The sequence below is a fragment of the Anaerobacillus sp. QJM3NY_32 genome, assembly GCF_056173645.1.
Window position 1 is genome coordinate 3972755 of sequence record NZ_CM149684.1, and the last position, 12788, is coordinate 3985542.

Sequence of the window (12788 nt, forward strand, 5' to 3'; positions counted from 1 at the left end):
CCTTAAATACTTCTCCTTTTTTTAAGCAATTTTACTAAGATAATTAAATAAGCTAAAGATGTTATAAAATAACCTACTACTATTGACCAAGCCATTCCCACCAAGCCATAATCATCTACTAATAAAATGGCTGTTAAGGAAACTGACAAAAGACTACTTAGATGTATAAAGGGTTGTATTTTAAATGCCCTTAATGCTGTAATACCTGTACCGAGAAAAACAGAGCTATACAATAAGGAAATGCCCGATACTAATATCATCAAGATATTTGTATATTTTAAATAATCTTTTGAATACATAATTGTTAAAACTAACTCTCCAGCAAAGTAAAAAAATATAAACATTACTACACTGAGTAACACCCCAATTATTACCATCTTCTTTATTAAGGATGTGAAACGTATATAATCTTCGTTTTTTACATAATTACTTAGTTTCGGCATAAATACCTGAGATACTGCGTTTAACAATGTACTTCCAATGACCAACAGATAAGAAATACCTGAAAAAATACCCAATTCATATAGTCCGAGTTTATTCTCAATAATATATCTTGGCACATTCGTATTTAAAGAGCCTATTATTGTAGAAAGACCAAGAGGTAAGGCTAGCCAAAATAATGATATTAGTTTTTTAAATTCAAATTTTTTGTGATCCTTATTAACATTCGTATACTTATTTATATTTCTTTTATCATAAAAAAGATATATTGCACAGTTACTTAATACCATTCCTGCCATAGCAAATATTAAATTATCACTATACCAATAAATAATAGATATCAAAAACAGGTTAAGAATACCTCTTATCATTACAGATTTTGCCATAATATTGAATAATAGCTTTTTTTGAAAAAAACCATAGAATAAATCTATTTTCATTTCAAAAAACTTTGCTATCGAAACCAATAAGATCGTTAAGGAAATATATAAATTATACTTAGCAATTATAACAATGCACAGAATCGCACAAAAAGCAACAACACCTGTTATACTTCTTAAATTCAGATAATCCCCAAAATTATACTCTTTCTTAGAATCTGTAACAACTACAGTTCTAAGCCTTAAATTTAGAAATAAAAATATCGGAGAAACAACGGATAAAGCTAATGTAAAGATTCCGACTTCGGTAGGACCACCTAATTTCGCGATAACAGACAAAATCATAAATTGAGTGAATGCATATATTATATTCCCTGAAAAAGTCCATGAAATATTAGGTAAAAAAGCTTTTCCTTTCACAGACTCCACCTCAATTTCCTTTAGTTATATTCATGATTTTACACTTTAAAGTAGTTAATTCTATTCTACTGTATTCTAATTTAAAGTACTCATCTTAGGTATTGTTACAAAATTATACTAAGATGAGTACTAGTAAACTCATTTGAAATAATATTATTAGATTATTTATAGATTTTTTTTATACCATTCAATTGCTGCTTCAATCCCCCGCTCAAAGCTCCAGTCCGGATTATAACCTATCATTTCTTTCGCTTTACTAATATCAGCATTACTATGTTTAATATCACCTTTACGATCAGGCCCAAAAACAGGTTGAGTATCTTTTCCTAATGCATTTGATAAATTCGTATATATATCAATCAAAAACTCTCTTCCACCATAAGCAATATTATAAGAGTGTCCTGCCGCCTCGTGGGGGGCATTACAAGCCTTCAAATTAGCCTCAATTACATTTTCAATGTAAGTAAAATCACGACTCTGTTTACCATCTCCATTAATTGTTGGTGCTTCATCATTCAATAATTGCTTAATAAATTTTGGAATGACGGCTGCATAAGCCCCTTCAGGATTTTGTCTTCTACCAAAAACATTAAAATAACGCATACCATAAGTATCTAGACCATACAATTTTGTATAGAGCTTTCCATATTCCTCATCTACTTTTTTGGTAAGTGCATAAGGTGATAATACGTTACCTTCTCGTCCCTCTTGTTTTGGAAGATTCGGCTCGTCGCCATAAACTGATGAACTAGAAGCATAGACAAATTTCTTTACACCTGTTTGTCTTGCCGCTTCCATCATATTTAAGGTCCCTTTTATATTAACCTCTTCATAAAACAAAGGCATCTCGATACTTCTCGGAACACTGCCCCAAGCAGCTTGATTTAAAACGAAATCGACTCCTTCACATGCTTTCATACAGGTGTCATAATCCCGAATATCTCCTTCGATGAATTCGTAATTAGGATTGTTTAGAAACTCCTCTACATTCTCTCTTTTTCCAGTTGAAAGATTATCAAGCCCTCTAACTTTATAGCCTAAATTAAGTATCGCTTCTACTAAATTAGAACCAATAAATCCCGCTGAGCCAGTAACTAAGAATGTACTTTCCTCAGGAAACTTAATATTTTCATAACCCATTTCTATAACCTCCAATATGCAAATCCAGTATTTTCTGCTTCTTCTTTATTAAAGATTCCTTTTAGGTCTATCAATACACAATCTTCACTATCAATGTCTGCACCATTCTCAGAAGTTGCAGCTACTTCATTCATAACTTGTGAATTTATATACCCTCTTGATCCAAACATTGCTTTTACTTCTTCTAATTGAATACTTTTAAATTCATTGTGAGGAACTGCAAAAATCACTGCATCCATGTCTTTAATATCTTCTACTTCACATAGATTAATTCTATATTCATTCAATAGGTCTTCTTTATCCGCTTCAGGATCTACAACCTTGACGTCGACTCCGTACTCTTCTAATTCTTTGATTACATCAACTACTTTTGTATTTCTAACATCAGGGCAATTCTCTTTGAACGTTACGCCAAATACAGCTACTTTCGCCCCATTAATTTGTTTATTTGCTTTAATCATCTTCTTAACAGTATTTTCAGCAACATACTTACCCATATCATCATTAATCTTTCTTCCTGAAAGTATTATTTGAGAATCATATCCTAACTGTTCAGCTTTATAAGTTAAATAGTATGGATCTACTCCAATACAATGGCCCCCAACTAGTCCAGGTGAGAATTTCAAGAAATTCCACTTTGTCCCCGAAGCTTTTAATACTGCATTTGTATCGATGTCCATCTTATTGAAGATAATAGATAACTCATTCATAAATGCAATATTTATATCACGCTGAGCATTCTCAATAACTTTAGCAGCTTCAGCAACTTTAATGCTTTCTGCTTTATGTACGCCTACATCAACTACTAATTCATATACCTTCGCTACAGTTTCTAACGTTTCATCATCCATACCAGAAACTACTTTAATAATTGTTTCAAGCCTATGTTCCTTGTCACCTGGATTAATTCTCTCAGGAGAATACCCTACTTTGAAATCCACTCCGCATTGCAATCCAGATTCCTTTTCTAGAATTGGTACACATATCTCTTCTGTTACCCCTGGGTAAACCGTTGATTCAAATACTACAATTGAACCTTTAGTTAAATTTCTCCCTAATGTACGTGTAGCGGATTCAACTGGTGTTAAGTCTGGTGTTCTATCGGATTTAACAGGGGTTGGTACAGCTACAATGTGAAACTTAGCTTCACTTAACCTTTTTTCATCTGAAGTGAAATCCACAGTAGTATGTTTTATTACCTCATTGCCAACTTCTTTAGTTGGGTCTACACCATTTTTGTAGCTTTGAATTTTCCCCTCATTCACATCAAATCCAATAATATCAATCTTTTTAGCAAAAGCTACCGCTATTGGCATGCCAACATACCCTAACCCAATCATTGAAACCTTTTCTTCTCTATTAATAATTTTTTCATACAGATTCATATCGGTTCTCTCCAATCAATTTTATCCCCATTGTTTCCATAATGGATTTATTTACAATTTCTACATCATACTTTTGTTTTGTAATAGAGGCAGCTGATACACCCATAGAGTGGCACTTTTCCGGATCATTAATTAAATCTTGCATTCTATCGATTAAACTTTGAGTATCTTTAACCCCTACTAGATATCCATTCACACCATCTTGAACAGTTTCTCTACAACCTGGAGCATTACTTGTAATAATAGACCGTCCCATTGCCATCGCTTCTAGTACAGTTTTTGGTGTTCCTTCGTGATAAGATGGCAACACGAAAGTACTGCATTGAGAAATATATGGTCTCACGTCGTTCTGCTCCCCAAAATATTCTATAATTCCACTTTCAATATAAGGTTTTAGTTCTTCAGGTTTCAAAGCAGAGGGATTACTATCATAGGGGCCAACGAGTAAGCAACGAACCTCTTCGTTATTCTTTTTTATTTTTTTACAAGCCTCTAAATATTCAATTACTCCTTTATCTTTTATTAGTCTTCCTATGAAAAGAAATCCGTTTTTTTCTGGGAAAGGAGTAGGTTTAAATTTGTTTAAATTAACACCAGATCCATTAATAATGGTTGTCTTATCTATGTTTATCAAACCATGATTAATAAACTCGTTCCTATCATCATGGTTTTGAAAGAAAACCTTTTTGCTGAATTTACAAGCTATCCAATATTCAGTTTTCATAATTGTTTTTATAATACGGTTTTTCAGGCCAGTCCCTCTAAAAATTGAGCCTAATCCGGCTATTAATGGATAAAATTCTGAAACACCATTTAATTTAGCAGCAACACTACCATAAACAACGGTTTTGGCTTGATAAGCAAATATTTTATCTGGCTTTTCTTGCTTCATAAATTTATAAAGTGATAAAAGTGTTTTTATATCTTTAATTGGGTTAATTCCATTCCTGTCTACTGGAACTTGTTTATATTGAATATTAAACTCCTTAAACTTTTCCTTCCATTCGTTTTCAGGCTCGGAACCTAGTGCAATAACCTCATTTCCATTTTTGATAAAATCTTTCATCATATCCATACGAAACCAAAAGAGCGATGACGTATGACTTGAAAGGACTGCAATTTTCATAATATAACTCCTAAAATCACGTTTGATTAGATTTTTTATTTTTGAGGTATTGTTGTACTTCTAAATGAATTCCATTACTAAATGAAAGGGGTTCATAGTTAAAATCAACCACCGCAGCCTCATGGGAATAACTTCTATTCTCACCCATTCTCTGAACCCTTTCAATATAATCGATTTTTCCGAGTGTTATGATTTTAATAATGCTAGCAATTAGTACTCCTGCTTTTAATGGCACACTTATAAATGTCGTTTTCTTATTTAATTCATTACTAATTAATTTAAATACTTCAATCATTTTTATTGGTTGCTCACCTGAAAGTGTATAATTCTTTCCGGAAGTTTCATTAGGCGATACCAAAACTTTATAGTATGCAACTCCTAAATCTCTTGCATTGACTGGTTGAATTAAGCTATTACCTTTGTCGACAATGGGCATAAATCTAAAATTATCAACAAGTTTAATAAATTTACTCATATTTGCATCACATAAATCGCCGTAAATCATAGTTGGTCGAAGTATTGTAACTTCTGTCTTGCCTGTATTACTTTCTATTAATTTAGTGATTTCGTTCTCAATATTCTTATATTCTTGAGAAGCGTATTTGAATTGAGAATATATTCCAGTCGTATGTACTAAGATCACTCTGGAAACGTTATTTTCTATTGCTGCTTTTACAATCATTGGAGAGTAATGAATGTTATAAATATGCATAACAGTATCAACATCATTCATTGCTTCATCAAACAGATTTTTATTAGTTAAGTCTCCTTCAAACTTCTCAATGCTTAAACCACTATTATCTAAAGAAGTAGTATCAGAAGACTTCCTGACAACGCAACGAATTCTTCCTTTATAGTTATTTTTGATTAGTTCATCTAAAAAATATCTCCCAGAATGCCCTGTAATTCCTGTCACTAATAGCATTAAGCCACCTCAATTATGAATAAGCCCTTCTTGATCACAACTTTTTATTTTTTTGAGACTTTCCTTCGACTACTCCATCACTTTTTAAGACGCTTATAAAGGTCCCAAAAAAACATCTAGTGTCCATTAAAAAGCCAATGTTTTTCACGTACTCACCGTCTAATTTCGCCTTAATATCTATTGGAAGTTCATCTCTTCCATTAATTTGAGCCCAACCAGTTAGACCAGGATAAATACTATTTGCTTCAAATTTATCTCTTTCTTCTATTAAATCAAATTGATTCCAAAGAGCTGGTCTAGGTCCGATAATAGACATTTCACCTTTGAAAATATTAATGATTTGTGGTAACTCGTCTAAAGAAGTTTTTCTCAAAAACTTACCTACTTTTGTAATGAACTGCTCAGGATCATTCAATAAATGAGTTGGGGTATCTTTAGGTGTATCAATTTTCATCGTTCTAAATTTCAAGATATAGAAATGAGTTTTATTAATTCCAATTCTTTTTTGCTTAAATAGAATTGGCCCTTTAGAATCTACCTTAATTGCAATAATTAAAATGACGAAAATTGGCGATAATAAAATAATTCCTAGTGAAGACAATACGACATCTATCGTTCTCTTAACTTTTAAATACAGATTAAACACCTTCTTTCTAACTCAATAACTTATTTTTGTGTTAAGTCTAAATTATAAAAAATACTCAAGTTCGACTTACTACTTAGCATATGAAAGTTGTTTTTCACTAATATCAACCCGATTATGCGCAATATCCAAAGCCCTCTCTCTAACACCCAACTTATCCATATCCTCAAACCGACCAACAAAATCCATCACAACACTCAAATCCGCATTAACCGACTTCCCAACATAAATCTTCGGATAAATCTGCTCATCATGAACCTCATCCTTACCAAGAAGCTCTTCATACAATTTCTCACCAGGTCTCACACCAGCAAACTTAATCCCAATTTCATCAACGGAGTAACCGGACAATTTAATGAGGTTTTCCGCAAGATCCACAATCTTAACCGGCTCTCCCATATCAAGAACGAAAATTTCTCCGCCTCGTGCCATAGCGCCAGCTTGGATCACAAGTCTTGAAGCTTCTGGAATTGTCATAAAGTAACGAACCATATCTGGGTGTGTGACGGTAACCGGTCCACCTTTTTGAATTTGCTTCTTAAAGAGTGGAATGACACTACCGCGACTTCCAAGGACGTTACCAAATCGAACCGCTACGAATCGTGTTGCGCTAATGTTGTCCATTTGTTGGACGATCATTTCCGCCAGACGCTTCGTTGCCCCCATGACGCTTGTTGGGTTAACGGCTTTATCTGTTGATACCATCACGAACGTATCAACATCCGCATCACTTGCGGCTTCGGCAACATTCTTTGTCCCGATGACATTATTTTTCACCGACTCATGCGGGTTTGCTTCCATTAAAGGCACGTGTTTATGTGCTGCTGCATGATACACAACATTTGGACGGTGCGTTTTCATCACTTCGCCAAGGCGTTCACGATCCTGTACGTCCGCAATCACTGGAATGAACGTAATGGTATCACCATATGTATTGCGGAGTTCCATTTCAATTGTATAAATGCTGTTTTCACCGTGACCGAGTAGAACAACTTGATCTGGATTAAATTTCGATACCTGGCGACAGATTTCAGAACCGATTGAACCGCCAGCACCCGTTACGAGAACGGTTTTCCCAGTTAGCGTTTCTGCGATATTATCCGTATCCAATTTAATCGGCTCGCGGCCTAATAAATCTTCTACTTTTACATCACGGAAGCTGTTGATCGACAGTTTACCCGTCATTAAGTCTTCAATCATTGGAATGATTTGCGTTTTCGCTTTTGTTTTCGAGCATTCTTCATAGATACGTTTCATCTCACCTTTAGAGAGAGATGGAATCGCAATAACGATATTATCGATTTCAAGCTTTCTCACTTGTCCTTCGATATCATCCGTAGAGCCAAGTACAGGAACGCCCATGATTTCTAAGTTTTGTTTTCGGATATCATCATCGATAAAGCCAATTGGATTCAAGTCAGAATCAACACTTTGCCTTAACTGCCTAACGATCATTCGACCTGCTGAGCCAGCACCGATAACGAGAACGCGCTTTTTCTTATTCTTCGTATTCATATACGTATCTCGGAACATTCGCCATGCAAAGCGTGATCCACCGATCAGTAGCATATGAATCATCCACGTAATCGATAGAGCTCGGAAGTAGATATCCTGTAACATGACGAACTGTGCTAATGCTGCAAGAGCAATCGAGAACGTCACGACTCGGAAAATAACGACTAACTCCCCGATACTCGCATACTGCCATGCTCGTTTGTATAGCTTGTAATAGTATGAAAAGAAATGATGACCAAGTAAAAGTACAATCGAGCTAGCAATGATAGGTTTTGATGATAAAAAATCATGATAATTTAAAAGAAAGCTACTAATAAAAATCGCAAAAGCTACAATCAATGAATCTATCACGATTAACGACGATAACCGCTTTCGATATGTCATTTACTTGCACCCCACTTTTGATTTTGTTATACGCTCTTCAATGGATCTGTTCAATAACCCCTGAATTTCTAGCAGCTTCTGATCTGGTGCATCTTGCTTAATGTACCGAATGGCTTTTCGAATCGATTTAGGCAATTGATCCGTCCCCTTCATTTCACCACTCCCCCTTTTGATAAACGCTTTCGGTGACTTAAGGCGCGCATCTTAAGTCACGCTATTCTCCCAAAAAAATACTTCCCTAAAGAAGTATTTTCCTATTTATTTCTGCGCGTAATAGTAATAATAGCTACCATCTTTCATTTTCTTACGGTTAAGCACAACCCCAAGCAGCTTCCCCTTAGCTGAATCAAGTCGTTCTTTTGCTTTTACCGCTGCTTCTCGCTCTGTCGTTCCGCTACTAATGACAAGTACTGTTCCCTGAACTTTATTCGCGATAATTTGCGAATCTGCCACCGCAAGTACTGGAGGACAGTCGAAGAGTATAATGTCATAGTGCGTAAGTGCTTCTTCTATTAGTGCATCCATTGCTTTTGAACCAAGAAGTTCAGATGGATTCGGTGGAACTGGACCGCTTGTTAGCACGTCTAGATTCGGTACTTCTGTTGCCGTCGTAACATCCGTTAACTCCGCTTGACGCGTAAGCACATTTGTTAATCCTCTTGTGTTCATCACGCGGAATGTATAGTGAACTGTTGGTTTACGAAGATCCGTATCAGCAATCAAAACCTTTTTTCCTTGCTGGGCGAGCACAACACCAAGGTTCGCGATCGTTGTAGATTTCCCTTCCATTGGACCAGAAGAGGTTACCATGATCGTACGCATGTCTTCTTCTACGGAAGCAAATTGAATATTCGTTCGGATCGTTCGGTATTGCTCTGCAATTGGTGACTTAGGGTTTTGATGCGTTAAAAGACTTCTTTCTTTGTCAACTTTAATAGCTCCACGCTCTTTACGACTCAACTGCTTCACCCCTTACTGACTTTTTGCCTTTGTTCTTGGAGATACCTGCTTCTTTGTCTTCAATGACAGCGATTGTTCCAAGTACAGGAACGCCAAGGACTTTCTCGATATCTTCCTCGGATTTAATCGTGTTATCCAGGTATTCAAGTAAGAATGCTAGTCCAACACCAATCATTAAACCAACGACGAATGCAATCGCCATGTTTAGAACTGGATTCGGATTTACTGGAGAAGGTGTGCCTTCAAAGCCAGCTTTTGAAAGAATGCTAACGTTATCGACATTCATAATGTTGCTAATCTCTTTTTCAAATACGCTTGCTGTTTTATTCGCGATATCAACCGCAACCGCAGGATCAGGATCTGTAACAGATAATGAAACAACTTGAGAGTTTTGCGCATTGCTTACTGAAATTTTGTTATTTAGCGCACTTGTTGTCATATCTAATGAAAGTTCTTCTTTTACATCGTCAAGAATCGTTGGACTTTTAATAATGACGCTATATGTATTAATAAGGTCCACGTTTGTTTTTATTTGGTTATAGTCAAATCCATTTTCGGAATCTGCTTTTTGATTTACTAGAATTTGGGTTGAAGTTTCATAAATTGGGGTAAGAAAGAAATAAGAGACAACACCGCTCGTTGCTGTAGCGAGTAGAGTAATAAGTAGAATGAGTGCAAGACGTTTTTTGAGTACTTCGAATATTTCCTTTAAACTAATCGTTTCTTCCATAAGGTGCCTCCAACGCAATCGTAATTTATTTTGGTACAGAAAGAATTACAGGTTTTACTATAACACAGAAAATCAGTAAAATTTAGGGTTTTTTTTACGTCAAAACCATTAATTCCTTAAATAGTAAGATAGATACATAGAACGGTGTCGAATAGTGTCGAAGAAAACGCTTCCTTTACAAAAATTTAACGAAATTTCTTCATAGGAAAAATCCGCTCATTTTTAAACAAGCGGATTTTCGTGTTTTTTCGCTATTAAAACAGTCCAAGAACTTTTTTCTTTTTGATTCGTTCCGGAATGTCCTTGTCGATCATCTTCCCTTTGATCATATCCTCTGGATTTTCTTGAATCATGTACCGGAAAGATGTCCCTAACTCTTTTTCAACCGTTTCATAAGCGTCCCTTAAATCAAACGGCCTCGTTGTCGTGTTATGTGAATCGGATGCGATGAAGTGAGCCAGGTTATGCGAAAGCAAATCAAGCGAGAACTTCTTAATCTTCTTTCCCATTCTTCCCGTTACGCTGGATGCCGTAACCTGACTAAGCGAGCCTTCTTTAATCAAACGATAGAGTTTGGATGGATCCTCCATGATCTCACGGTTTCGCTCAGGATGAACGATAATGGGAACGATCCCTTTTAACTGAAGATCAAATAGGAGCTTATTTGCATAGCGCGGCAAATGGCTTGATGGAAATTCAATTAGCATGTAAACCCCTGAATTGTTAACGGTAAGAAGATCCACATCAAGATCCTCTTCCATCTCTCCGTATATTCTAACTTCCTGACCAGGAAGTATCTCTAGATCAATTCCTTCCCTCACTAGTTCTTTGTTTAGTAGATTTACTTCTGACAGAATGTCTTGCAAGTTGTTATTATAGCTTCCATTCTTATGGTGAGGGCTTGCGACAATTTGGGTAATACCCTGCGATTGTGCCTGACGTGCCATTTCAAGACTATCGTTTAAGTCTTGGGCGCCATCATCGATCCCGGGTAAGATATGACAGTGGATATCAATCATTTCCCCATTCCCCTTTCTTTGCTGTAGCATGTTCTATTCATTGTTTTATAGAAACCGGCATGTTCTTTTTGAAGAACGTCTTTTTATGATGTTACCATAATCTTCAACTTTGTGCATCTCGAGCTGATCATTTTCTGGTAGGTATTTACTTTACAAAATAGTTCGACTTATAATGAAAGATAGACTTTTAACCTTTCAAACAGACAACTACTCTATGGAAAGCTGGAATGTAAAATGAAGAAGTTCCTTATTATTGTTGGTGTCATTCTAGGTGTTCTTGTAATAGCCGGCGGTGGCTACGCCTATTATTTATATGACTCCGTAAAAGACACCGCAAGCGATATGCATGAGCCCATTAGCCGTGAAACCTCTACACTAAGAGCGGATAAAGTAGAGACGAAGGAGAAAGACCCGATCTCGATTCTCTTAATGGGGGTTGATGAACGAGAGAATGATCAGGGGCGCTCCGACACAATGATCATGATTACGGTAAACCCAAATGACAATTCAATGATCATGTTCAATATCCCCCGCGATACGCGAACGGAAATTATCGGTCGTGGTACAGTTGAAAAAATGAACCACGCCTACGCATACGGTGGCGTTGAAATGGCAATGGATACAGTTGAGAATTTCCTCGACGTTCCGATTGACTATTATTTTAAAGTAAACATGGAAGCATTTGAAGATGTGGTATCCGCATTGAATGGCGTTACAGTAGACAATCCATTTGCGTTCGACTACGGTGGCTACACCTTCCCTAAAGGTGAAGTAAGCTTAAATGCAGACGAAGCTCTCGCTTTCTCTCGCATGCGCTATGAAGATCCGAAAGGTGACCTTGGACGAAACGATCGCCAGCGTGAAATCATTAAGGCCATTATCGACAAAGGCGCGAACGTTGGAAGCATTAATAAAATCGACGACCTGCTTGAAGCCGTCGGCAGCAACGTTAAGACGAACATGACGTTTAAAGAAATGAATGATATTTTCAAGAACTACAAAGGCGCTCGCAATAACATGGAGACATTCGAAATTGATGGCAGCGGTGAGATGATTGACGGTCTCTGGTATTACATCGTATCTGATCAAGAGAAGCAGTCGATTACACAGAAGCTGAAGGACCATCTTGAAATTAGCTAGCTAATTAGTAAAAGAAAGCCTCTTCCAATTGAAATGGAAGAGGCTTTCTTTTTGCTATTCTATTTCTAGTTTTGATAGTGACATGTTCTTTGATAGGATCTCTCGAATCTGGTCTATGTAAGGCTTCGCCTCGCCTGCCTGCTTCGCTTCTCCCTCAACCTGCTGCACAAATTGCTGTAATTCATCCCACATTGGGTTTTGATTCTCTTTCCCTTTCATTCCAAATCCTCCGTTTTCTAGTAAACTATTTGGCGATTATACCACCGTTTTCAAGTAATTTCCATAGAATGATTGTTAATTATCTGTAAATTTATTTAGCGCTTCTTCTCTACATTCTATTAACCGGTATATCAATTGCTTAAACGGGGTATACTCTAGTAAGAGGGTTTAAACAAATTGAACCAAAACACGCCTGATTCTTTTTCGTAGAACGACAGATTATGATTGCGTTTTCATGTATGATAGATGAAAGTCACCCTGCCTTAAACCGGATGGACTTTCAGTCAAAGGGGATGAGCATATGCATTACCAGGAAGAAGGCAATTTTGCTAAAGGAATGGTATGGGGCGTCTCATTAAGT

General features: G+C 36.4%; 13 protein-coding genes. 1 reads left to right on the forward strand and 12 read right to left on the reverse strand.

Annotation, left to right across the window (positions count from 1 at the left end; all coding sequences use genetic code 11):
• Positions 1-2: 2 nt before the first annotated feature.
• The 11 genes from AC0VYH_RS20350 to AC0VYH_RS20400 form a co-directional block, all read right to left on the reverse strand.
• Positions 3-1241, reverse strand: a complete 1239-nt coding sequence (locus tag AC0VYH_RS20350) for an oligosaccharide flippase family protein (RefSeq protein ID WP_475373030.1) — start codon at positions 1239-1241, stop codon at positions 3-5.
• A 165-nt stretch (positions 1242-1406) separates the two neighbouring features.
• Positions 1407-2381, reverse strand: a complete 975-nt coding sequence (locus AC0VYH_RS20355) for an SDR family oxidoreductase (protein WP_475373031.1) — start codon at positions 2379-2381, stop codon at positions 1407-1409.
• A gap of 2 nt (positions 2382-2383) precedes the next feature.
• Positions 2384-3766: a nucleotide sugar dehydrogenase gene (locus AC0VYH_RS20360; RefSeq protein ID WP_475373032.1), complete on the reverse strand. Its 1383-nt coding sequence runs from the start codon at positions 3764-3766 to the stop codon at positions 2384-2386.
• Positions 3753-4892 carry a glycosyltransferase family 4 protein gene (locus AC0VYH_RS20365; protein WP_475373033.1) on the reverse strand — a complete coding sequence of 380 codons (1140 nt, stop codon included), beginning with the start codon at positions 4890-4892 and terminating at the stop codon, positions 3753-3755. Before AC0VYH_RS20365 ends, AC0VYH_RS20360 begins: the two co-directional genes overlap by 14 nt.
• Before the next feature lie 16 nt (positions 4893-4908).
• Positions 4909-5808, reverse strand: coding sequence for an SDR family oxidoreductase (locus AC0VYH_RS20370; RefSeq protein WP_475373034.1), 900 nt, complete (start codon positions 5806-5808; stop codon positions 4909-4911).
• A 43-nt stretch (positions 5809-5851) separates the two neighbouring features.
• Positions 5852-6454: a sugar transferase gene (locus tag AC0VYH_RS20375; RefSeq protein WP_475373808.1), complete on the reverse strand. Its 603-nt coding sequence runs from the start codon at positions 6452-6454 to the stop codon at positions 5852-5854.
• Positions 6455-6532: 78 nt separating this feature from the next.
• Positions 6533-8359, reverse strand: coding sequence for a polysaccharide biosynthesis protein (locus AC0VYH_RS20380; RefSeq protein ID WP_475373035.1), 1827 nt, complete (start codon positions 8357-8359; stop codon positions 6533-6535).
• Complete coding sequence (locus AC0VYH_RS20385; RefSeq protein ID WP_475366093.1) at positions 8360-8512, reverse strand: hypothetical protein; 153 nt, start codon at positions 8510-8512, stop codon at positions 8360-8362.
• A 105-nt stretch (positions 8513-8617) separates the two neighbouring features.
• Positions 8618-9319, reverse strand: a complete 702-nt coding sequence (locus tag AC0VYH_RS20390) for a CpsD/CapB family tyrosine-protein kinase (RefSeq protein ID WP_475366094.1) — start codon at positions 9317-9319, stop codon at positions 8618-8620.
• The gene (locus tag AC0VYH_RS20395; protein WP_283153405.1) at positions 9309-10049 is read right to left on the reverse strand and encodes a YveK family protein; all 741 of its coding nucleotides are present in this window, start codon (positions 10047-10049) and stop codon (positions 9309-9311) included. Before AC0VYH_RS20395 ends, AC0VYH_RS20390 begins: the two co-directional genes overlap by 11 nt.
• A 254-nt stretch (positions 10050-10303) precedes the next feature.
• The gene (locus AC0VYH_RS20400) at positions 10304-11068 is read right to left on the reverse strand and encodes a tyrosine-protein phosphatase (RefSeq protein WP_475373036.1); all 765 of its coding nucleotides are present in this window, start codon (positions 11066-11068) and stop codon (positions 10304-10306) included.
• A 234-nt stretch (positions 11069-11302) separates the two neighbouring features.
• On the opposite strand from AC0VYH_RS20400, the gene AC0VYH_RS20405 reads away from it, so the two are divergent.
• Complete coding sequence (locus tag AC0VYH_RS20405; RefSeq protein ID WP_475373037.1) at positions 11303-12208, forward strand: LCP family glycopolymer transferase; 906 nt, start codon at positions 11303-11305, stop codon at positions 12206-12208.
• Positions 12209-12262: 54 nt separating this feature from the next.
• On the opposite strand, the gene AC0VYH_RS20410 is transcribed toward AC0VYH_RS20405, so the two are convergent.
• Positions 12263-12427 carry a hypothetical protein gene (locus tag AC0VYH_RS20410; RefSeq protein WP_475373038.1) on the reverse strand — a complete coding sequence of 55 codons (165 nt, stop codon included), beginning with the start codon at positions 12425-12427 and terminating at the stop codon, positions 12263-12265.
• Positions 12428-12788 lie beyond the last annotated feature (361 nt).